Origin of the sequence: Rhodococcus pyridinivorans (genome assembly GCF_900105195.1) — a bacterium.
Taxonomy (GTDB): Bacteria; Actinomycetota; Actinomycetes; order Mycobacteriales; family Mycobacteriaceae; genus Rhodococcus; species Rhodococcus pyridinivorans.
This window is the reverse complement of record NZ_FNRX01000002.1, coordinates 474,809-495,020: the sequence shown is the minus strand read 5'-3', so window position 1 is coordinate 495,020 and position 20,212 is coordinate 474,809. Positions and strand designations below refer to the sequence as shown.

General features: G+C 67.7%; 23 protein-coding genes. 6 read left to right on the top strand and 17 right to left on the bottom strand.

What is annotated here, in order from left to right; all coding sequences use genetic code 11:
* Positions 1-226: 226 nt before the first annotated feature.
* The 4 genes from rplI to rpsF form a co-directional block, all read right to left on the bottom strand.
* A complete protein-coding gene (rplI, locus tag BLV31_RS02985; RefSeq protein WP_006550799.1) occupies positions 227-682 on the bottom strand; it encodes a 50S ribosomal protein L9 in 456 nt (151 codons plus the stop codon).
* Positions 683-699: 17 nt separating this feature from the next.
* Positions 700-942: a 30S ribosomal protein S18 gene (gene rpsR / locus BLV31_RS02980; RefSeq protein WP_006550800.1), complete on the bottom strand. Its 243-nt coding sequence runs from the start codon at positions 940-942 to the stop codon at positions 700-702.
* A 41-nt stretch (positions 943-983) separates the two neighbouring features.
* A complete protein-coding gene (locus tag BLV31_RS02975; RefSeq protein WP_006550801.1) occupies positions 984-1,502 on the bottom strand; it encodes a single-stranded DNA-binding protein in 519 nt (172 codons plus the stop codon).
* Between the two features lie 64 nt (positions 1,503-1,566).
* Positions 1,567-1,854 carry a 30S ribosomal protein S6 gene (rpsF, locus tag BLV31_RS02970; protein WP_006550802.1) on the bottom strand — a complete coding sequence of 96 codons (288 nt, stop codon included), beginning with the start codon at positions 1,852-1,854 and terminating at the stop codon, positions 1,567-1,569.
* 154 nt (positions 1,855-2,008) lie between these two features.
* Here rpsF and BLV31_RS02965 point away from each other — a divergent pair, with 154 nt between their 5' ends.
* Genes BLV31_RS02965 through BLV31_RS02955 form a run of 3 tightly spaced genes read left to right on the top strand, consistent with a single transcriptional unit; the run spans position 2,009 to position 4,343 of the window.
* On the top strand, positions 2,009-3,352 hold the full coding sequence (locus BLV31_RS02965) for a glycosyltransferase 87 family protein (protein ID WP_064060729.1): 1,344 nt from the start codon (positions 2,009-2,011) through the stop codon (positions 3,350-3,352).
* On the top strand, positions 3,349-3,936 hold the full coding sequence (locus BLV31_RS02960) for a GNAT family N-acetyltransferase (protein ID WP_064060730.1): 588 nt from the start codon (positions 3,349-3,351) through the stop codon (positions 3,934-3,936). Before BLV31_RS02965 ends, BLV31_RS02960 begins: the two co-directional genes overlap by 4 nt.
* A gap of 26 nt (positions 3,937-3,962) precedes the next feature.
* Positions 3,963-4,343 (top strand): DUF2752 domain-containing protein, encoded by a 381-nt coding sequence (locus BLV31_RS02955; protein WP_006550806.1) that lies wholly within the window; start codon positions 3,963-3,965, stop codon positions 4,341-4,343.
* A gap of 3 nt (positions 4,344-4,346) precedes the next feature.
* Here the strand turns inward: BLV31_RS02955 and BLV31_RS02950 are convergent, their stop codons facing one another.
* The 9 genes from BLV31_RS02950 to BLV31_RS02915 form a co-directional block, all read right to left on the bottom strand.
* Complete coding sequence (locus tag BLV31_RS02950) at positions 4,347-4,883, bottom strand: hypothetical protein (RefSeq protein WP_064060731.1); 537 nt, start codon at positions 4,881-4,883, stop codon at positions 4,347-4,349.
* Between the two features lie 121 nt (positions 4,884-5,004).
* Positions 5,005-5,361: a WD40 repeat domain-containing protein gene (locus BLV31_RS02945; RefSeq protein ID WP_367889064.1), complete on the bottom strand. Its 357-nt coding sequence runs from the start codon at positions 5,359-5,361 to the stop codon at positions 5,005-5,007.
* Between the two features lie 39 nt (positions 5,362-5,400).
* On the bottom strand, positions 5,401-5,553 hold the full coding sequence (locus tag BLV31_RS24915) for a hypothetical protein (protein ID WP_155738846.1): 153 nt from the start codon (positions 5,551-5,553) through the stop codon (positions 5,401-5,403).
* Between the two features lie 167 nt (positions 5,554-5,720).
* Positions 5,721-5,960, bottom strand: coding sequence for a helix-turn-helix domain-containing protein (locus BLV31_RS02935; RefSeq protein WP_139192927.1), 240 nt, complete (start codon positions 5,958-5,960; stop codon positions 5,721-5,723).
* A 354-nt stretch (positions 5,961-6,314) separates the two neighbouring features.
* Positions 6,315-6,797: a hypothetical protein gene (locus BLV31_RS02930; RefSeq protein ID WP_064060735.1), complete on the bottom strand. Its 483-nt coding sequence runs from the start codon at positions 6,795-6,797 to the stop codon at positions 6,315-6,317.
* A gap of 27 nt (positions 6,798-6,824) precedes the next feature.
* On the bottom strand, positions 6,825-8,345 hold the full coding sequence (locus BLV31_RS02925; RefSeq protein WP_139192996.1) for a glycosyltransferase family 87 protein: 1,521 nt from the start codon (positions 8,343-8,345) through the stop codon (positions 6,825-6,827).
* An 81-nt stretch (positions 8,346-8,426) separates the two neighbouring features.
* A complete protein-coding gene (locus BLV31_RS02920) occupies positions 8,427-11,096 on the bottom strand; it encodes a transglycosylase domain-containing protein (RefSeq protein WP_064060760.1) in 2,670 nt (889 codons plus the stop codon).
* Between the two features lie 523 nt (positions 11,097-11,619).
* Positions 11,620-11,796: a hypothetical protein gene (locus tag BLV31_RS24910; RefSeq protein ID WP_153811623.1), complete on the bottom strand. Its 177-nt coding sequence runs from the start codon at positions 11,794-11,796 to the stop codon at positions 11,620-11,622.
* A gap of 15 nt (positions 11,797-11,811) precedes the next feature.
* Positions 11,812-12,234 (bottom strand): DUF5318 domain-containing protein, encoded by a 423-nt coding sequence (locus BLV31_RS02915; protein ID WP_172414849.1) that lies wholly within the window; start codon positions 12,232-12,234, stop codon positions 11,812-11,814.
* 232 nt (positions 12,235-12,466) lie between these two features.
* Here BLV31_RS02915 and BLV31_RS02910 point away from each other — a divergent pair, with 232 nt between their 5' ends.
* Together BLV31_RS02910 and BLV31_RS02905 are read left to right on the top strand one after the other, a co-directional pair.
* Entirely contained in the window at positions 12,467-13,024 is a 558-nt protein-coding gene (locus tag BLV31_RS02910) for a PadR family transcriptional regulator (protein ID WP_006550821.1), read from the top strand.
* The gene (locus tag BLV31_RS02905) at positions 13,017-14,117 is read left to right on the top strand and encodes an inositol-3-phosphate synthase (protein WP_006550822.1); all 1,101 of its coding nucleotides are present in this window, start codon (positions 13,017-13,019) and stop codon (positions 14,115-14,117) included. Before BLV31_RS02910 ends, BLV31_RS02905 begins: the two co-directional genes overlap by 8 nt.
* Before the next feature lie 88 nt (positions 14,118-14,205).
* Here the strand turns inward: BLV31_RS02905 and BLV31_RS02900 are convergent, their stop codons facing one another.
* From BLV31_RS02900 to BLV31_RS02890, 3 genes are read right to left on the bottom strand one after another with little or no spacing between them, the layout of a single operon-like run.
* Positions 14,206-14,964, bottom strand: a complete 759-nt coding sequence (locus tag BLV31_RS02900; protein WP_006550823.1) for an SDR family oxidoreductase — start codon at positions 14,962-14,964, stop codon at positions 14,206-14,208.
* Positions 14,961-16,034, bottom strand: a complete 1,074-nt coding sequence (locus BLV31_RS02895; RefSeq protein WP_064060737.1) for a phosphotransferase family protein — start codon at positions 16,032-16,034, stop codon at positions 14,961-14,963. The genes BLV31_RS02900 and BLV31_RS02895 overlap by 4 nt, the downstream gene beginning before the upstream one ends.
* 16 nt (positions 16,035-16,050) lie before the next feature.
* The gene (locus tag BLV31_RS02890) at positions 16,051-17,283 is read right to left on the bottom strand and encodes an acyl-CoA dehydrogenase family protein (protein WP_006550825.1); all 1,233 of its coding nucleotides are present in this window, start codon (positions 17,281-17,283) and stop codon (positions 16,051-16,053) included.
* Between the two features lie 81 nt (positions 17,284-17,364).
* On the opposite strand from BLV31_RS02890, the gene BLV31_RS02885 reads away from it, so the two are divergent.
* Positions 17,365-17,952: a TetR/AcrR family transcriptional regulator gene (locus BLV31_RS02885; protein ID WP_024102478.1), complete on the top strand. Its 588-nt coding sequence runs from the start codon at positions 17,365-17,367 to the stop codon at positions 17,950-17,952.
* A gap of 91 nt (positions 17,953-18,043) precedes the next feature.
* Here the strand turns inward: BLV31_RS02885 and BLV31_RS02880 are convergent, their stop codons facing one another.
* On the bottom strand, positions 18,044-20,173 hold the full coding sequence (locus tag BLV31_RS02880; protein ID WP_064060738.1) for a transglycosylase domain-containing protein: 2,130 nt from the start codon (positions 20,171-20,173) through the stop codon (positions 18,044-18,046).
* Between the last annotated feature and the right edge of the window lie 39 nt (positions 20,174-20,212).

The following is a 20,212-nucleotide window of genomic DNA, read 5'->3' as shown; positions in this document are numbered from 1 at the left end:
ACATCTCTCATAACTGCAGGTAGGAGCAGAAAAATGTCTGTTCACACGTGTGGAGAAGAAGAATTTCGGCGTGTCGGAGGGCCGGGCGTGTTCACCCATTCGTTCCCCGAACGACATTCCGAGGAGTCACAACGGTGTGGTTTACCCCCCGGTTTATCCACAGGCTGTGCACAGACGACGAGGAGCCCCACGCCGACCAGGCGCGGGGCTCCTCGAGGGGCCGGAATCAGGCAGCCACGACGTTCAGCGTGAACTTCGCGGTGACATCCGGGTGCAGCTTCACGACGATCTGGTGCTTGCCGGTCGCCTTGATGTGGGCCTTGGGCAGCTCGATGATGCGCTTGTCGACAACCGGGCCACCGGCAGCCTTGAGAGCACCGGCGACATCGGCAGCGGTGACCGAGCCGAACAGCTTGCCCGAGTCGCTCGAGGTCTTGACGCTCAGCGAAACGTCCTCGAGGCCCTCGATGGCGGCCTTGAGCTCCTGAGCGTGCTCGAGGCCACGCACGGCGCGAGCCTCCTGGGCACGGCGGATGCCCTCGACCTGCTTCTGAGCACCACGGGTGGCGACGATCGCCAGGCCGCGGGGCAGCAGGTAGTTGCGGCCGTAGCCGTCCTTGACCTCAACGGTGTCGCCAGGCGCACCGAGGTTGTCCACGTCAGCAGTAAGGATGAGCTTCATCGTGTCCCTCCCTTTCCTCAGCGAGTCGTCGAGACGTAAGGGAGCAGAGCCACCTCACGAGAGTTCTTGACAGCAACAGCGACGTCGCGCTGGTGCTGCACGCAGTTGCCGGTGACGCGGCGAGCGCGGATCTTGCCGCGATCGCTGACGTACTTGCGCAGCAGCGTCGTGTCCTTGTAATCGATCTGCACGTTCTTTTCCTTGCAGAAGGTGCAGACCTTCTTCTTCAAAACCTTCTCGCGCGCGGGCGACTTAGGCATGGTCGTTCTCCGTAATTTTGGATGTTCCGATCGAGGTCGGATCAGAACGGAGGCTCGTCGTCCCCGGAACCACCGAAGGAACCCGACTGCGGGGCGTCGCCCCACGGGTCGTCTCCGCCGACGTTCGTGTTCTGAGCGGGACGGCCACCGCCCGATCCACCGGAGGAACCACCGAAGCCTCCGCCACCGCCACCGCGACCGGCCTTGGTGACCTTGGCCGTGGCGTAACGGAGCGAGGGGCCGATCTCGTCGACCTCGAGCTCCACGACAGTGCGCTTCTCGCCTTCACGCGTCTCGTAGCTGCGCTGCTTGAGCCGGCCCTGCACGATCACACGCGAGCCGCGAGTCAAGCTCTCGGCCACGTTCTCCGCTGCCTCACGCCAGATGTTGCAGCGCAGGAACAGAGCCTCGCCGTCCTTCCATTCGTTGGACTGACGGTCGAACACGCGGGGCGTGGATGCAACGGTGAAGTTCGCAACCGCAGCACCCGCGGGGGTGAAACGCAGTTCGGGGTCGGCGGTCAGATTGCCGACCACGGTGATGACGGTGTCGCCTGCCATGTGGTTCCTCCTGCAGTGTGGGGAGTCCTGATGCGCCAGAGCCTACGGCCCGGCGCCGACAGGCTCACTTGCCGTGGCGCAGAACCTTGGTGCGGAGCACCGACTCGTTCAGGCCGAGCTGGCGATCCAGCTCTGCAACGGCAGCAGGCGTCGCGCTGATGTCGATCACCGCGTAGATGCCTTCGCTGTTCTTGGCGATCTCGTAGGCGAGACGGCGCTTACCCCACACGTCGACCTTGTCGACCTTGCCGCCTTCCTGGCGAATGACGTTGAGGAACGTCTCCAGCGAGGGAGCGACAGTGCGCTCGTCCAGGCTGGGGTCCAGGATGATCATCAATTCGTAATGACGCATAAGACCTCATCACCTCCTATGGACTGTGAACGGTCACGGACGTTCCGTGACAGGAGGGTCGTTGCGTCAGCAACCCATGAAGGGTACACGACGGCCCGGCGACCAGCGAAATCGCCGACCGTCGCGGGCAGGGGATTTGTCCTAGGGTGAGAACATGCGCACGAGCTCCGGGACCGTCTCGCTCGTCGCCGTCCTGACGTGCGCGGTGATGATGTGGTTCGGCTACCTGAACAAGGCCCGGTGCGCCGGCCCCACCTTCGACGCCGAGGGCCGCACGCTGCGGTTCGAGGACATCAAGGACGCCGACGTCTGCTATTCCGACATCCAGCAGTTGTGGATCGGCCGCGGCATCAACCTCCACGTCTTCCCCTTCGTCGACGGGGGCATCACCTCGTCGGGAGCGCTGACCGGGGGCACCGTCGAGTACCCCGTGCTCAGCGGGGTGCTCATGTGGATCGGGGCCATCGGTGCCCACACCGATGCGGAGTTCCTCCTGCAGTCGGCGTTGTTGCTCGCCCCCTTCGGGCTGGTCACCGCGTGGTTGCTCGCCCGGATGGCCGGATGGGCCGCGCTGTTGTGGTCGCTCACGCCGCCGCTCGTGCTCTACGCCTTCCTCAACTGGGACCTGCCGGTCGTGGCGGTCACCGTCACCGCCGTCGCGGTGCTGACGATCGAACGCTGGCCGCTGCGGACTCGCGGAGTGGTCGCGGCAGTGCTGCTGGGCGTGGGCTTCTGCCTCAAGCTCTATCCGGGCATCTTCGTTCTGCCGCTCATGGCCTATGTTCTCACCGGCGGAAGCTCACCCGATCGGAAGCGGGACGTCCCCGGCGCCCTCGCCGTCGCGGGCACGGCGGCAGCGACGGTCGCCGCGATCAACCTGCCCTTCGCGATCCTCGGCTACGAGGGCTGGCGGGCGTCGTTCGCCTTCCAGCAGAACCGGGAAGCGGACGGGACCAGCAACTCCATCTGGTACTGGGGTCTGCGGCCGCTGATGGGCGGCTACCAGGAATACGAGAACACCCCCCAGTACAACGAGCTGGTGGCCCAGTTGTCGCCGACGCTGATCGCGCTGTCGTTCGCGCTCGCCCTGTGGCTCGGATGGCGCCGATACCTCCGCGACGGCGTCTATCCGTGGCTCGGTACCGGGGCCGCGATGCTGTGCGGGTTCATGCTCTTCCACAAGGTGCACTCACCGCAGTACACGTTGTGGCTGCTGCCGATGTTGATTCTGCTGCGCGTGCCATGGGGTCTCGTCGCCGCCTATCTGCTCGCCGATCTCGCCATCGGCATCGGCATCTTCCGGTGGTTCGCCGCGACCGCCGGCGAAACGGACATGGCCCTGCCGCTCACGCTCGTCCACATCGGAGTGTGGGGACGCGCGGTCCTGCTGGTCGTGCTGTTCTTCGTCTTCCTGCGCGTCCCGCCCAGAACTCCGTGGCAGCAGACGGAACGGACGGGCTACGCTCGCCGTCCGACGACGACCGGGAGAGCGCAATGAACGACAACTGGATGGAACATCCCGTCCTCGAGGGCCCTCGTATCCGACTCGAGCCCCTCGCCGACGCGCACGTCGAAGGTCTGCTGAAGGCCGCCGACGATCCCGACACGATCTTCGCCTGGGCACACCTTGTGATCCGCGACCTCGACGACGCGCGCACGTTCGTGCGCGAGGCCGTGGCCGATCCGTCCCGGCTGCCCTACGCAATCGTCGACAGGGCGACCGGCGAGGTGCTGGGGTCGACATCCTACTACCTCCTCGAACCGGCCCACCGCACACTGGTGATCGGCTACACCTGGCTGTCGACCCGAGTGCAGCGGACCCACGTGAACAGCGAGTCGAAACTGCTTCTGCTGCAGCGCGCCTTCGACGACCTCGGGGCCGTGCGCGTGACCTGGCACGCCGACGAACGCAACACCCGTTCGCGCGACGCCCTGCGCCGGCTCGGCGCCACCGAGGAGGGCCTGCTCCGCAAGCACCGCAGGCGCCGCGACGGCAGCTGGCGGACCACCGCGCTGTTCTCCCTCACCGACGACGAGTGGCCCGAGGTACGCGCCCGGCTCGAGGAGCGCACGGTGCGATGAGGACGAGGCGCGCGCTCGCAGCCCCCATGGCGATCGCCGTGGGTGCGGTCGCGGTGTGCGCCGCGGTGGCGTGGGCCGACCCGACCACGCCGGGCGGGGTCATTCCGCCGTGCCCCACCTACTCACTGTTCGGAATCCTGTGTCCCGGCTGCGGTTCGTCGCGGATGTTGTATTCGCTCGTCCATCTCGACGTGCCGGCAGCATTGCACTACAACGCCCTCGGTCTCGTCGCGCTGGCCGTGCTCACCGTGTCCTTCGGTCTGTGGACGTGGAGCAGGGCGCGGGGCACACCGATGCCGCGGTGGACGCGATACCGGTGGCCCCCGCACCTCGTGCTGATCCTGACGGCGATGTGGTTCGTCGTGCGCAACATCCCGGTCGCGCCGTTCACCGCCCTACGGATCTGACCGTCAGAGGATCGGGCAGTTGACCAGGTAGTCCCAGTCCGTCCCGGGATCCCCGGTCACTCGGACGAGAATCGAGGATGCGCTACCTGCCGGCACATTCACCACTGCCGATCCGGTGCCTTCGTTGATGCTGTCACCGATACGGCCGGTGTCGTAGATCTGGGAACCCCCGTAGAACACCTGGATCCGGTCAGGAACGTCGTAGGTCTCCCATTCGAGCAGGAACGACGTGGGACCACTGCGACCCAACTCGTGGTAGGTGCCGGTGACACCTTCCCCTCCCGACTGCCGCGACTGGTTGCACTGCTGGGTCGTCGGCAGCGATGATCCGTTGCCCAGGATCGCAATGCCCAGATCGATCGCCCGTCCACCCAGATCCACCACGCTGCCGGGCAGTTCGGACACGCTGCCGGGCAGATCGTTGCTGCCGGCGCTGCCGGTGGGAGCGGCCGAAGCGGCAACGGGCGCACCGAATGCGACCGCCGCCACCGTGACCGCCGTCAGAACCGCGAGCAGACCCGACCTGCGAATACGAGACATGCTTCCTCCGATGATCGATGCGTTGAATCCCCCACCAGGACGTTCCCACACCGCGAGGCCTGTGCGTATCCTGCAATCGGATGAATCTGTCTCGGTCGGAACATCTTCCGGCCATTCCGATTCACGCCGTGTCGCCGCACGGCGGCCGGAAGGGAGCACCCGGCAGGTGCCGTTCCCATTCGTCCTCGGTCACCGGAGTGCCGACGGTGGAACACAGTGCCGCCGCGACGGTCTCGGGGTCGAGCTGCCACAGCCGTACGGAACGGTCGGGACCACCTCCGACGAGCACCCCTCCGTCGTGCGCGAAGGTGGCGTCGTAGACCCTGCTTCCGCAGGCGGTGAGCACCGCGTGGGTGGTGTGGGAGTCCGGTCGGGTGACGTCCCAGATCCACGCCGCCCCGTCGCCGACGCCGGCCGTGAGACGATCCCCGCCAGGGGAGAAGTGCAGCGTATACACCGCGTCCGCCCGCCCGGTGATCCGCGCCAGTTCGCGTGGGACGGCAGGGTCCGCGACATCTCACAGGTGCACGGACCCGACGGATGTTCCTGCTGCAGCGAGCGATCCGGTCTTCGACAGTGCCGCGGCACCGCTGAACCGATCCTCGACGGGTGGGCTCAGGGACGGCAGTTCCACCGCCGCACCGGGATCGACGATGTCCCACAGCGGCAAAGCATTCGACCGTCCTCCACGACGCGCGGGGAGCGAGATCGGATTCGAGTTCGGCCGCCGACATGGGACCGACGAGGACGGGCCCGGACTCCAGGATCGGTACGAATTGCGGTTCCCGTGCGGCGTGCCCGCAAAGTCGGCCCGGAGTCCGAGGACGACGACGAGGATCACCCCCCTCGGCCACTGCCCGGCGACCGCACGGTACGGAAGGCCGGCTCGCTGGCGCGGGTCGGTAGGTGCTGTCCGGAGAACCATCCGGCGACCGTACCGTGTAATGCGCCGGACGCGTCGGCGACATCGCGGATCGACAGTCCTGCTCGGGTTCGCAGGGCGGTCAGGGCCCGGCCGAACTCGGTCCGGGAGGTGATGGAGGTCGGATCGGCCGCCTCCACGGTTGTTTCCGTCATCTACGGTTCCCTCGGGAAGAATCTGCGTTTCCGCAGTTCAGCGATGTATGACTGCACGGATTTCGTACGGGATCACGCGCGGGCGTAGGTCTTGGCGCCGACGGCGACGAGGATTCGGGATGGCGCATTCGCACCGGTTCTCCAGACTCTTCGTCAGCCGAGAGGCGGTTCGCCGTGAGCGCTCAGCACCGTTCGTCCTCGTTCCACGAAATGCGTGTCGGCGGCCTCGTGCGTCCTCTGCTCAGCGCCCGTGAGAGGAAGTTCTGCTCACCTGGCTGACAGCGGACTCGAAGACCGAAGCGGCGAGGCGGCTGTTCATCTCGCACCCGTGGATGTGGACTCTGTCCGCCCGGTTCAGGCCGCGCGCAGGGAACTCAGCGCCGCGTGCTGCTCGACACCGACCCGTCCCGGCGCCACGGCGAGCGCCACCGCGGTCTGCCACGAGTCGAGACCCACGATGGTGCGCAGGATGAGGATCTCCTGCTGGAGTCGGGTCAGAGGGAAGGCCCGCGGGCTCGCGAACTCGGCATCGGCCGCGTCGGCGACCAGCGTGTAGGCCAACCGCAGGAAAGGCCGGTCGGCTCCGGACGGCGCGGTGAGCCCGGCGAGAATCGCACGGCAGGCGGCCAGGGCGAGACGATCGGCGTCGGCGAAGGTACCTCCGGCAGCTTTCGCACGGGCCCGGAAGTAGGCGATCACGAGCGGATGCAGGTCGCGCAGAAGTCGTGGGATCGCGGTGGCGTCGCCGCTCGCGACCGTCCACGCCAACTCACACGTCGTGAACTGTGAGGCGGTGACATCCGTCCCCGCTCCGAATCCCCGTCCGCCGCTCACCATTGTCCCCCCTCGTGCTCGCTCCCGAGCCTAGGGGACCGACGAAGTCTCCGACATCCCTCGTTCGGATGATTCTTCTCTTGTGACCCGATGGTGAGCAGGTCGCAACCTGGCGGGCAGCCATCGTGGCGGACGGTCGGGAGCCTGGTCGAGCACACCACCGACGGGATCGTCGACGAAGCCGTACCGCACGGGATCCCGCACCGGACGCCGGATCTGCCACAGCACAACCGCGCACAGAGCCACGACGGCGACGTCGCGCAGGAAGACCGTGGCGGTGAACCACTGCTCCGGCAGCCCCTTCCGATCGGGACCGAGATAGTAGTACATGCGCGGAACCCACACCAGCGCATCGATCGTCATCCAGGCGACCAGTGCGCGCCGGTGGGGTACGGCCAGCACGGCGAGCGGCACGAGCCACAGCGAATACTGCGGACTCCACACCTTGTTCGTGAGCAGGAAGGCCGCGACGAGAAGGAAACACAGCTGCGCGAGGCGGGGACGGCGCGGCGCGGTGAGCCCGATCCACCCGATCGCGGCGCAGGCCGTGGCGAACAACACGAGCGAGACCCCATTGAAGGTCGAGGCCGACCAGGCCGGCCAGCCCACGAACGAGTGCAGCACGTTGTAGATCGAATCCGGATCCGCTCCGCGATCGGAGTTGAGTCGGAAGAACTCCGCCCACCCGCTCGGGTACAGCACCATGATCGGCAGGTTCACCACTAGCCACGCCGCGGCGGCCGCTCCCGCGGTGCGGGCAAACGACCGCAGGTGGCCGGTCCGCAGGCACAGCACCAGCAGCGGACCGAGCAACAGCAAGGGATACAACTTCGTCGCCGCACCGAGGCCGAGCAGGACGCCGGCGAGAACCGGTCGACGGCGGGCCCACGCCAGCAGACCACCCGCGGCGAAGGCCGTGGCCAGGGCATCGAAGTTCGTGAAGGCGTGCACCACGACCAGTGGTGACGCCGCGACGAGCGCGGCGTCCCAGATCCTGCGGCCCGCCGACATCACGGTGGCCCACACCGTGACGAGCCAGGCGAGCGCGAGACCGACCGCGACGACGGCAAAGTAGATCGCGACCTGCAGTGCATCGGGGAGCCACGGTGTGGCGTCCCACGCCTTCGCGATGCGCATCGAGCCGTACTGGTAGAGCCCCGCGAGCACCGGATACTCCATGTACCGGGTCTGCATCTGCCCGTCCGGGCCGGGTTCCTCCCACGACGTCCGGTACGGGAAGGCGCCCTCGGCGAGCCGTTCGGCACCGTAGAGCGGAACGATGTCGGAATAACACATCGCCACGTACTGCCGGTTGCCGCTCCAGTCCAGGCCGAGCCCGCCGTCGGGACCGACGGGTCCCTGCTGGACGCAGGCCGCCTTCGTGAACCAGCCGAAGGCGAGGAAGACGACCGCGAGCAGCAACATCGCCCGCAGGGGAGTGAAGAAGCGGGTGCGCCCGAGCACGGCGTGCCGGCCCACCGGACCGCCGATGACGGCGGTCAGACGCGACACCGTCGGGTCGGTACGCCCGGGGGTGTCGCGCCAATCCATGGAACGACGATCCTCGGCCGGTGGTGCAGCGGACACCACCGGCCGGGCGTCGGATCCCCGGTCGTCGCTCACGCGGCGAGGCTACCCGGCCGGAGCGTATTCGAACGCGCCCTGGGGACTACCGCCCTGCGCGCCCTGGAATCCGCCTCCCTGCGCGCCCGGGATCGCGGGGCTCTCGAGTCCCGGGATGCGGTTCTGCGGAGGCGATCCACCCTCGTCGGAGTCGTCGCCGGTACCACCGCCGGTTCCGCCGCCGGTATCCTCGCTCTCCTCCTCCTGACCGCCGTTACCGGGACGGGAGGGCGCGTTCTGGGTGGTCGTCTGCGGGGCGACACCCGGAACGGGGATGGTGACGCCGGGGAAGATCTCCACGTTCTGCGTGGTGATCTCCGGAACCTCGGGAAGACTCGGCACGACACGCGAGGTGGTGGTCTGCTCACGGGTGGCCGGAGCTGTCGTCGACGCGGTCCACGCCGGCACGCCGGAGACACCGGCGATCGGTTCCGGCTTCGGGAACGACTCGACCTCGGTGCCTTCGAGAGCGCCGTCCATCGTGTCCTTCCAGATGTCCGACGGGATACCCGAGCCGTAGATCATGCCGCCCCAGCTGTTCTCGAGGGGCAGGCCCTCCTCGGTGCCGACCCACACCGCGGTCGACAGCGACGGGGTGTAACCGACCATCCACGCGTCCTTGTTGGAGCCGGTGTCGCCGAGCTGAGCGGTACCGGTCTTCGACGCGGACGGACGGCCGCCGGCCAGGGCGTGGCCGTTCGAGTACGCGGCGATCGGGGTCATCGCGGAAGTGGTGTTGTCGGCCACCGCCGCGTCGACGACCTGCTCACCGGCAGGGGTGCCACGGTCGAGGAGCACCTCGCCGTCGGACGTCACGACCTTCTGCACGAAGTACGGCTCGTGATGACGGCCGGACGCCGCGAGCGTGGCGTACGCCGAGGCCATGTCGAGCACGCGCGACTGGTACTGGCCCAGCACGATGCCGTAGTTGGGGCCGACGCCCTCCGGCTCGGTGAGCGTCTCACCGATGCCCGGCAGTTCCTTCGCGACACCCAGCTTGTGCGCCATGTCGGCGATGGCCTGCGGGCCGTTGTCCATCTCGAGCATCATCCGGTAGAAGCTCGTGTTCAGCGACCGCTTGAGCGCTTCGGCGATGGTGCACTGCCCGCACGACTCGCCCTCGACGTTGCCGATCTTGATGCCGTTGACCGTCAGCGGACCGCTGTCGTAGGTCTGCGACAACGGCACGCCCTGGTCGAGGTTGGCGGCCAGGCCGAACACCTTGAACGACGACCCCGTCTGCAGACCGGACTGGGCGAAGTCGTAACCGACACCGCTCTCCCCGCCGTAGTAGGCGCGGATCGCCCCGGACCGGGGATCGACCGACACCACCGCGGTACGCAACTCCTCGGGTTCGCCCTCGAGATTGCTCTGCGCCGCCTCGACCGCCGACTGCTGGGCCTGGGGGTCGATCGTCGTGGTGATCTGGAGACCGGCCGTATTGAGGAGGTTCTCGTCGATGCCCTCGCGGGACAACTCGGCGAGCACCTGGTTCTTGATCAGACCTTCGGGGCCGGACGACTGGTCGCCGTTGTCGAGCTCAGCGATCGGCACGTAGGCCGGGTACTTCATACCCGACCGTTCGGCGGCATCGAGCGTGCCGGCGGCGACCATGCCGTCGAGCACGTAGTTCCAGCGCGCCTCCGCACCCTCGGGGTTCTGCTCGGGATCGAGCAGCGACGGCAACTGGATCGACGACGCGAGCACGGCGCCCTCCTCGACGGTGAGCTCACCGACGGGCTTGCCGAAGTACGCGTTCGACGCCGCTGCGATGCCGTAGGCACCGCGACCGAAGTAGATGGTGTTGAGGTAGGCCGCGAGGATGTCGTCCTTGGCCCACTGGTTCGCCATCTTCGTCGACAGCACCAGCTCCTTGAGCTTTCGCGTCAACGTCCGCTCGGAACCGACGACGGCGACCTTCACGTACTGCTGGGTGATGGTCGAACCACCACCGGCGCTGTCGCGGCCGAGCACGTTGTCGCGGGCGGCACGCGCGAAGCCGGTGACCGAGAAGCCGGGATTGCTGTAGAAATCGCGGTCCTCGGCGGCGAGCACGGCGTTGCGGACGTGCACGGGGATCGCGTCGAGTTCGACCTCGGTGCGGTTGCCCTCCGGTGGGATCACCTTCGTGATGACACCCTGACCGTCGGAGTTGAAGATGGTCGCGGCCTGGTTCGTCTGCAGCTCACCGGGGCGCGGCACGTCCTGGACGATGTACGCCAGCATGAACATGAGGATCGGGACGAGGATGCCGGCGGCGACCACGCCGTAACCGATCCGGCGGATCGTGCGCCAGCGGTTGCTCTTGCCGTCGCCCTTTCCACCCCCGGCGCCCCCACCCGAACCGCCGCCGGGCGGAACCGTGGGAGGTCCGCCTGCGGGCGGGCCACCGGCAACGCGCGTCGTGGGTGCATCGTCCGCAGCACTCGCACTCTTTGCAGCACTCGCACCGACTGCAGCGCTCGCCGCGGAGACCCGCTGCGTCGGGGCATCCGCTCCGGGACGCTGTACACCTGCCGCGTCCGCTCCGGGACGCTGCGCACCTGCCGCGTCCGCTCCGGGACGCTGCGCACCTGCCGCGTCCGCTCCGGGACGCATGGCGACGGTCGGATCGGCCTGCGGCGTGCGCTGGACGGGAGGCACCGCGCCGGGCGGCAACGTGCCGGGACGCGGCGGCATCGACTGGTTGGGGTTACGCGGCTGGTTGGCGCCCGGGGCGGGCACCGGTCCGCGCGGTGGGTACGGCTGTCCCGGTCGGCCCTGCTGGGGGCCCGGTCCCTGCCCCTGACCGGGAGCCGGAGGACGCTGTCCCTGGCCGGGGGACAGAGGGCGCTGTCCCTGGCCGGGGGCTTGAGGACGCTGCCCCGGACCGGGAGCCTGGGGCGGGTACGGCGGCCGGCCGCCGGGGCGCGGCGGTTGCTGACCTGCGGGACCACCGGGCTGTCCGCCCGGTCGGCCCGGCTGGCCCTGTGCTCCCGGCTGACCCTGCGGGCGCGGTTGCGGCGGCAACGGACGACCCTGCACCGGGCCCTGGGCAGGGCGCTGCTGTCCCGGAGCGGGCTGTCCCGGACCCGGCTGTCCCTGACCGGCACCGGCAGGAGGACCGGGACGTTGCTGCCCGGGTTGCGGTCCGGCGGAACCGCTGCGCTGGGGCGGGACGGCCTTGTTGTCCTCGGGTTCGTTGTCGGGGGAACTCACGTACTCATCTCCAACTGTTCTCGCGACGCATCACGCCGCGGCCTCGACACTGCTCCACGAAGAGCCGATCGGCGATGCCGACGGACGGCAGTCGATCGACGATGTGCGCAGCGGACGACGCGACGATCAGGTCGTGCGGGTCGGACCCAGGAGCGAACTCCACGAGAAAGCGTACGGGCACGTTGCCGGTACCCCTTCACTCGCTGGCGGTACGACGGCTCGATCCCGTCGACCGGCGACGCGGGCTCTTGGGTGCTGGTTGCGATCCCAGGACGTACGACTGCACCAGGTGATTCCAGCTGCAGGTGCGGCACACCTCGACCACGTGAACCGAGAATTCCTCCTGGCTGGCGGCCAGACGCACCAACTCTTCGGGGGTGCGCGCCGACCCGGACACCGGACCGAGTTTGTCGCCGAAGACCCACGAGACAAGAGTCAACTGCTCCTTACGGCAGATGGGGCACATCACATCGCTGCCCCGGCCGTGAAATTTCGCCGCCCGCAGCAGATAGGGGCTCGCGTCGCAGACCTCGCTGACTCCGCGTCGCCCCGAGTAGACCTCTGCGAGCAGCGAGCGCCGCTGCAACGCGTAGTCCACCACCTGCCGCTGAATTCGCACGGCTTCCAGAGTACGTGCGGGCGATGCGGCAAGGGGCGGGGAGTGGCCCACCGGACATCGAAGACGGGTGGTCGAGTTGGCACCGACGCATGTCCGATCGGGTCCGGAGAAGGGTGCCCGCCCGCAACCGGACGTGACACGAACCGTATGGGGCGTATCGTCGTATATATCGGCGCGATATAGTTCCGTGTCGTATCAATCGGTTGGTTCGAACGGAAACAGGAGGTGACCCGTGCTGGAACTGGCGATACTCGGGCTCCTCCTCGAATCGCCCATGCACGGCTACGAGCTGCGCAAGCGTCTGACCGGGCTCCTCGGAGCCTTCCGCGCCTTCTCCTACGGGTCGCTCTATCCGACTCTGCGGAGAATGCAGGCGGACGGCCTCATCGAAGAGGATCCGGGAATTCCCGGTCCCGTGAAACGACGTGCCCGCCGCGTCTATCAGCTCACCCCGAAGGGTCGAGAACGCTTCACCGAGCTGGTCGCCGACACGGGACCGCAGAACTACACCGATGACGGATTCGGCGTGCACCTCGCCTTCTTCGGTCGCACTCCCGCCGAAGCGCGGATGCGAATTCTCGAAGGCAGGCGCCGCCAGGTCGAGGAGCGCAGAGAAGCGCTCCGCGATGCGATCGGACGGGCCAGCGGCACACTCGATCGTTACACCCGTCAGCTCCATCAGCTCGGCCTCGAGTCCAGCGAGCGCGAAGTGCGCTGGCTCAACGAACTCATCGCCGCCGAGCAGTCGTCAGCAGCACGCAACAAAGAAGGAGAACCCGACCATGGGTGAGAACAGCACCGCGGTGCGCGTGGCCATTGTGGGCGTGGGGAACTGTGCCTCTTCCCTGGTCCAGGGCGTCGAGTACTACAAGGATGCGGACGCCGAGACCACCGTCCCCGGCCTGATGCACGTCGAATTCGGTCCCTACCACGTGCGCGACGTCCAGTTCGTCGCCGCGTTCGACGTGGATGCCAAGAAGGTCGGCTTCGACCTGTCCGAGGCGATCCTCGCGAGCGAGAACAACACCATCAAGATCGCCGATGTGCCGCCGCTCGGCGTGCCCGTGCAGCGCGGCCACACGCTCGACGGCATCGGCAAGTACTACGCCGAGACCATCGAGCTGTCCGACACCGAGCCCGTCGACGTGGTTCAGGCGCTCAAGGACGCCCAGGTCGACGTTCTCGTCTCCTACCTCCCCGTGGGTTCCGAAGAGGCCGACAAGTTCTACGCGCAGTGCGCCATCGACGCGGGCGTCGCCTTCGTCAACGCTCTCCCCGTGTTCATCGCCTCCGACCCCGAGTGGGCGCAGAAGTTCACCGACGCCGGTGTCCCGATCGTCGGCGACGACATCAAATCGCAGGTCGGCGCCACCATCACCCACCGCGTGATGGCAAAGCTGTTCGAGGACCGCGGTGTCGTGCTCGACCGCACGTACCAGCTCAACGTCGGCGGCAACATGGACTTCAAGAACATGCTCGAGCGCGAGCGTCTGGAGTCGAAGAAGGTCTCCAAGACCCAGGCCGTCACGTCGAACCTCAACGGCCCCCTCGCCGGCAAGGTCCACGACCGCGACGTGCACATCGGCCCCTCCGACTACGTGCAGTGGCTCGACGACCGCAAGTGGGCATACGTCCGCCTCGAGGGTCGCGCCTTCGGTGACGCCCCGCTGAACCTCGAGTACAAGCTCGAGGTCTGGGACTCTCCGAACTCGGCCGGCATCATCATCGACGCCATCCGCGCGGCGAAGATCGCCAAGGACCGCGGCATCGGCGGCCCGATCCTCCCGGCTTCGGCATACCTGATGAAGTCCCCGCCGGTCCAGATGGCCGACGATTCCGCTCGTGCCCAGCTCGAGGCGTTCATCATCGGAGCCGACGCGTAAGTCGTTCTCCGGCAGTATTTCCGGCGAAGGCCGCATCCCTCACGTGGGATGCGGCCTTCGCCGTTGCCGCTGTGGGTTCCGGACCCGCCTACGCCATCTTCCGGATCACCGACAGCGGCAGCACCTTCATCGCGTAGCCGAGCGGAATCCACGGCCAGCCCGGCACGTACGCCTTGGCCGGTTCCTTCTCGATCGCAGCCGCCAGTGCGCGACAACCTGTTTCGGTGTCGACGATGAACGGGACCTTCTTCACCTTCTCGTTGATCTCCGACCGGATGTATCCCGGGAAGATCGTGCTCACCGAGATGTCGGTGTCGGCGAGGTCGGCCCGCATCCCCTCACCGAGCGAGGCGACGGCGGCCTTCGACGCGGCGTAGGTCGTCAGGTTGCGCGGCATGCCCCGCACCGCGCTCATGGACGAGATGAGGACGACGTGCCCGCGCCCACGGGGCCGCATGAGCTCGAGGGCCGCTTCGCTCTGCGCCAGTGCACCGAGGAAGTTGGTGTTCGCCGTCTGGGCGTTCGCGCGGAAGTAGCCGGTACCGAGCGGTTGTCCCTTGCCGAGGCCGGCGTTGACGATCACCCGATCGAGACCACCGAGCTCCTCGTCGAACTCGCGGAAGACGGTGAACACGTCGTCGTGCTTGTTCACATCGAGAGCGCGCACGCTCACGGTGATGCCCGGGTACGCGGCGAGCAGTTCGTCCCGCAGCTCCTCGAGCCGTTCGACGCGCCGAGCGGCGAGCGCGAGATTCCTTCCTCGCGCGGCGAATTCACGCGCCATTCCGGCACCGAGGCCGGAACTCGCACCGGTGATGAGGATGTTCCGTCGCTGCGGGCGGCTCATCGGCTCTCCTTCTCGTATCGATCGATCAATGCACTGCAACGGGATTCGAGATAGCCGACCACGATCCAGAAGTCCTTGAAGGCAGGATTGGAGGTGTGGCCGTGGTGATAGCGGTAGTAGATCTGCTGGGCGATCACGGCGAGGCGGAACAGTCCGAACACCTCGTAGAATCCCCAACCGTCCACCGGCAGTCCGGTTCGCTCGGAATAGTATTCGACGATCTCCTGACGAGTGAGCATGCCGGGGAGATCGGACGGCTGTCGCTTCGTCAGCAGCAGCATGTCGTCGTCGTCCGCCTGGACCCAGTAGGCGAGCGACGAGCCGAGGTCCATCAGGGGGTCGCCGATGGTGGCCAGCTCCCAGTCGAGGACCGCGACCGGATTCAGCGGATCGTTCTCGTCGAGGACGATGTTGTCGAGCCGGAAGTCGCCGTGGATCACGGTCTGCGCGACGTCCTGCGGCTGCCGAGCCGCCAACCACTCGGTGACACGGGCGAAGTCGGGGACGTTGTCGGTGCGGGCCTTGGCGTAGCGCGACGTCCAGCCCGCGACCTGCCGTGCGACGTAACCGGATCCGCGACCCAGTTCGGACAGTCCTGCGGACTCCGGATCGATGCCGTGCAGTTCGACGAGCAGATCGACGATGCGCAGGCACAGGGTGCGGGTATCCGCTTCGGAGAGGTCGAGTTGCGTGGGCGGATTCGTCCGCAGGATGGTTCCGGGAACGCGGTCCATGACGTAAAAGTCGCTGCCGAGCACGTTGTGATCGGTGCACAGGCCGATCATGGTGGGCACGTAGGGGTAGACCGGTGCGAGCATCGACTGGATGCGGTACTCGCGTGCCATGTCGTGACCGGACGACGGCTTCGCCCCGGCCGGCGGCCGGCGCAGCACGAGATCGCGATCCGGATAGCGCAGCAGGTAGGTCAGGTTGGATGCGCCGCCGGAGAACTGGCGGACCTCCGGCACTCCGGTGATGCCGGCGTGCTCGGCGAGCCAGGCCGCGACCGCGTCGACGTCGAAGGCGTCTTCCTCGCGAACGGTGCGGGCGTTGTCGGGAAGTGTGGTCATCGTCGAGATCTCCCTCTCACGCGTACTTGCCGAGTTCGAACCGGGCGACGAGCCCCTGGTGCACCTCGTCGGGTCCGTCGGCGAGACGCAGTGCTCGCGCCGCCGTCCACGCACCGGCGAGGGGGAAGTCGTCGGAAAGCCCGCCACCACCGTGGATCTGGATGGCGAAGTCGACGATCTGCTGGGTGACGCGCGGTGCGACGACCTTGATCTCCGAGACCGCCGAGCGCGCTCCGGCGAGTCCCTGCGTGTCGAGCAGCCAGGCCGCGTGCAGGACGAGCAGCCGCAGTTGGTTGATCGCGATACGGGCGTCGGCGATGCGTTCGCGGTTGCCACCGAGGTTGATGATCGGCTTGCCGAAGGCGGTGCGCTCGAGGCCGCGGCGACACGCGAGTTCGAGGGTGTGCTCGGCCAGCCCGACGAGGCGCATGCAGTGGTGGATGCGGCCGGGACCGAGCCGGCCCTGGGCGATCTCGAATCCTCGTCCGGGACCGGCGATGACGGCATCGAGCGGCAGTCGCACGTCGGTGAACGACACCTCGCCGTGGCCGCCGGGCTCGTCGAAGAAGCCCATCGTCGGGAGCATGCGTTCGACCTTCACGCCGGGGGTGTCGAAGGGCACGAGGACCATCGAATGTCGCTGGTACTTGTGGGCTTCCGGATCGGTCAGGCCCATGAAGATGAGCACCTTGCAGTCGGGATGGCCGACGCCGGTGCTCCACCACTTACGGCCGTTGAGCACGATCTCGTCGCCCTCGACCACGGCGGTCGCGGCCATGTTCGTCGCGTCCGACGACGCGACCTCGGGTTCGGTCATGCAGAAGGCCGAACGGATCTCACCGTCGAGGAGCGGGCGCAGCCACTGTTCCTTCTGCGCCTCGCTGCCGTAGTGGTAGAGGACCTCCATGTTGCCGGTGTCGGGGGCGTCGCAGTTGAACACCGCGGAGGCGAACTGCGAGCGGCCCATCTCCTCGGCGAGCGGGGCGTATTCGATGTTCGACAGTCCGGCACCGAGTTCGGCGTCGGGCAGGAAGAGGTTCCACAGGCCCTCGGCGCGGGCCTTGCGCTGCAGCTCGCGGAATTCGGGGGAGACGGCCCACCTCTCGGCGGCGTCGATGTCGCGTCGTCCCTCGCCCGGGGTGCGTCGCTCGGCCCGCAGTCGCTGTTCGACGGGCGTGACCTCGGCGACGATGAACGCTCGGAGGCGTTCGAGATAGTCGCGACTGCGCTCGGACTGTGCGAAATCCATCGGGTGCCTTCCGTCGAGTTCGACCGGGAATCTGCCCGGTCGGGCGGTCGTAACTGAGCGATGCTCAGTTAGGCTATCGGTGTGAGCACCCCGCGACAAGAGGCGTCCAAAGGACGGCGTCGCCTGCCACCCGAGGAACGTCGCCGGCAACTCGTGGCGATCGGGCTGCAGGAGCTGTCGACGCGCCCGATCCACGCCCTGTCGATCGACCGCGTCGCCGAGATCGCCGGCATCTCCCGCGGCCTGCTGTTCCGCTACTTCCCCACGAAGCAGGACTTCTACGTCGCCGTCGTCGGCGCCGCATCACGCCGGTTGCTCCGCGCGGCGGATCCCGATCCGGACGAGCAGGATCCCCTCCGGGCGGTGCTGCACCCGTTCGTGTCGTTCATCGACCGCCACGGCGACAACTACCAGACGTTCTTCCACAGCGGCGTCGGCTCCGACCCTCAGATCCGCGACATCCACGACTCGATGCGCGACACCATGGTCGAGCGGGTCGTCGCGGCGCTGGGCTGCGATGACACCCCCGTCACCCGCATGCGGCTGCGGGCGTGGTGGGCGTTCGTGGAGTCGCTGGCCATCGACCGGTTCCGCGAAGGCACACCGAGCGTCGACGAGGTCGTCGACTGTTCGGCCGCGCTGCTGCCGACGGTGCTGGCCGGGCCGTAGACCCGAACCGCCTCGACGACGAAGGGGAGGTTGTGTGCGTTCCCGGACGGGAACACGCACACGACCTCCCCTCGATGGGTGGAGTGCGGATCTACAAGCCGGGGATCTGGATCGTCACGCCGGGGAACACCTCGATCTGCGAAGGCACGGGGACAGGCAGATCGACCGGGGGCGCGGGAATCGTGATCGGCGGCAGGTTCGACAGGTCGGGCAGCTGGAAGGTCGGCGCCGGGGGAGCGGTGGTGGCCTCGATGCCGGCGTCCTTCGGGACACCCGCCTGACCACCGATCGACGCCGGCCACGGGAAGCTCTCGACTGGCGTGCCTTCGAGGGCGCCGTCCATCGTTCTCTTCCAGATGTCCGACGGCAGTCCGGAACCGTAGATCGACCCGCCCCAGCTGTTGGTGATCGCCCCGGCGTCGGGGGTGCCCATCCACACGGCCGTCGACAGCGACGGCGTGTACCCGACCATCCAGGCGTCCTTGTTCAACCCGGTGTCGCCGAGCTGCGTAGTGCCGGTCTTCGACGCCGACGGCCGGCCACCGGCGAGCGCGTGCCCGCGCGAGTATGCGGCGATCGGCATCATGGCCTGGGTTGCGTTGTCGGCGACCGCGGCGTCGAAGCGCTGCTCGCCGGGTGACGGCGGACGATCGAGGAGCACGACACCGTCGGCCGTGACGACCTTCTGCACGAAGTACGGCTCGTGGAAGACACCGGACGCGGCGATCGTCGCGTAGGCGGAAGCCATGTCGATGACCCGTGCCTGGTACTGGCCGAGGACGATGCCGCCCTCCGGCGGACCGCCGTTCTCGCTCAGCGTCTGCCCCTCGACCCCGGGGATCGTCAGCGGGATCCCCGCCGCATGCGCGGCGTCGGCGATCTTCTGCGGGCCGTTCGACATGGACATCATGAGCCGGTAGAAGCTCGTGTTCAGCGACCGCTTGAGCGCCTCGGCGATCGTGCAACGTCCGCACGACTCACCCTCGACGTTGCCGATGCGGACATTGCCCACCGTGAGCGGGGAGCTGTCGAAACGCGCGTTGAGGCCGATCCCGTCGTCGAGCGCGGCGAGCAGGCCGAACACCTTGAACGCCGAACCCGTCTGGACGGGGGCCTGTGCGAAGTCGAAACCGGCACCGTCCTCACCGCCGTAGTAGGCGCGCACGGCACCGGAGCGGGGATCGATCGAGACCACGGCGGTGCGCAGTTCCCCGGGTTCGCCGGACAGCGTGGACCGAGCGGCGTCGATCGCCGCCTGCTGGGCCTTCAGGTCGATGGTGGTAGTGATGCGCAGACCTTCGGTGTTGAGGGCCTGTTCGCTGATCCCCGCCGCGGACAGCTCACGCAGCACCTGGGTACGGATGTGACCTTCCGGTCCGGTCGCCTCGGTGGCCAGCACGAGGGTGTCCGACGGCACCGTCGGGGGGAACACCTGGTCCGGCCGCTCGGCCGGGTCGAGGACCTTCATCTCGACCATGCCGTCGAGCACGTAGTTCCAGCGCTCCTCGATGGCAGGCAGGTTGTACTCGGGGTCGAGCGACGACGGTGTCTGGATCACCCCGGCCAGGACGGCGCCCTCAGAGACCGACAGTTCCTCGACAGGCTTGCCGAAGTACGCCTGGGACGCCGCGCCGATGCCGTAGGCGCCGCGACCGAAGTAGATGGTGTTGAGGTACGCCTCGAGGATCTCGTCCTTCGACCACTGCCGCGCCATCTTGGTGGAGATGACGAGTTCGCGCATCTTGCGTTCGAGCGTGCGATCGGAGCCGACGAGCACGTTCTTGACGTACTGCTGCGTGATCGTGGAACCGCCGCCGGCGGTGTCCTTGCCCATGACGTTGTCGCGGGCTGCGCGTGCGAAACCGGTGATCGAGAAGCCCGGGTTGCTGTAGAAGTTGCGGTCCTCCGCCGACAGCACGGCGTTGCGGACGTGCTCGGGGATCTGCGCGATCCCGACCTCGACACGGTTGCCCTCCGGCGGGACCACCCGGGTGATCTCGGTGGCGTCGTCGGATGCGTAGACCCGCGCGAGCTGGTTCGTCTTCATGTCCGCCGGGGTCGGCACCTCCGCCGAGTAGTAGGCGGTGGCGAAGATCCCGAGCGGGACGAGCACGGCGAGAACGAACGCGACGAGTACGGCGTAGCGAACGATGCGTCCCCTGCGCTTCTTCGCTGCGGCCGCGGCGGCGCGCGAGGATGTCGACCTTGTCGGGCTCGTCACTCGTTCCACTTTCTCGGTACCGAAAATCCGGACGGGAGG

Excerpts from the sequence above, each read along its gene's own strand:
- BLV31_RS02955 (WP_006550806.1), top strand. The coding sequence starts at position 3,963 with ATGGCGATCGCCGTGGGTGCGGTCGCGGTGTGCGCCGCGGTGGCGTGG.
- BLV31_RS02900 (WP_006550823.1), bottom strand. The coding sequence starts at position 14,964 with ATGAGCCGCCCGCAGCGACGGAACATCCTCATCACCGGTGCGAGTTCC.
- rplI (WP_006550799.1), bottom strand. The coding sequence starts at position 682 with ATGAAGCTCATCCTTACTGCTGACGTGGACAACCTCGGTGCGCCTGGC.
- BLV31_RS02925 (WP_139192996.1), bottom strand. The coding sequence starts at position 8,345 with ATGGATTGGCGCGACACCCCCGGGCGTACCGACCCGACGGTGTCGCGT.
- rpsF (WP_006550802.1), bottom strand. The coding sequence starts at position 1,854 with ATGCGTCATTACGAATTGATGATCATCCTGGACCCCAGCCTGGACGAG.
- BLV31_RS02965 (WP_064060729.1), top strand. The coding sequence starts at position 2,009 with ATGCGCACGAGCTCCGGGACCGTCTCGCTCGTCGCCGTCCTGACGTGC.
- rpsR (WP_006550800.1), bottom strand. The coding sequence starts at position 942 with ATGCCTAAGTCGCCCGCGCGCGAGAAGGTTTTGAAGAAGAAGGTCTGC.
- BLV31_RS02960 (WP_064060730.1), top strand. The coding sequence starts at position 3,349 with ATGAACGACAACTGGATGGAACATCCCGTCCTCGAGGGCCCTCGTATC.
- BLV31_RS02935 (WP_139192927.1), bottom strand. The coding sequence starts at position 5,960 with ATGACGGAAACAACCGTGGAGGCGGCCGATCCGACCTCCATCACCTCC.
- BLV31_RS02930 (WP_064060735.1), bottom strand. The coding sequence starts at position 6,797 with ATGGTGAGCGGCGGACGGGGATTCGGAGCGGGGACGGATGTCACCGCC.
- BLV31_RS02975 (WP_006550801.1), bottom strand. The coding sequence starts at position 1,502 with ATGGCAGGCGACACCGTCATCACCGTGGTCGGCAATCTGACCGCCGAC.
- BLV31_RS02895 (WP_064060737.1), bottom strand. The coding sequence starts at position 16,034 with ATGACCACACTTCCCGACAACGCCCGCACCGTTCGCGAGGAAGACGCC.
- BLV31_RS02920 (WP_064060760.1), bottom strand. The coding sequence starts at position 11,096 with ATGCCGCCGCGTCCCGGCACGTTGCCGCCCGGCGCGGTGCCTCCCGTC.
- BLV31_RS02890 (WP_006550825.1), bottom strand. The coding sequence starts at position 17,283 with ATGGATTTCGCACAGTCCGAGCGCAGTCGCGACTATCTCGAACGCCTC.
- BLV31_RS02950 (WP_064060731.1), bottom strand. The coding sequence starts at position 4,883 with ATGTCTCGTATTCGCAGGTCGGGTCTGCTCGCGGTTCTGACGGCGGTC.
- BLV31_RS02905 (WP_006550822.1), top strand. The coding sequence starts at position 13,017 with ATGGGTGAGAACAGCACCGCGGTGCGCGTGGCCATTGTGGGCGTGGGG.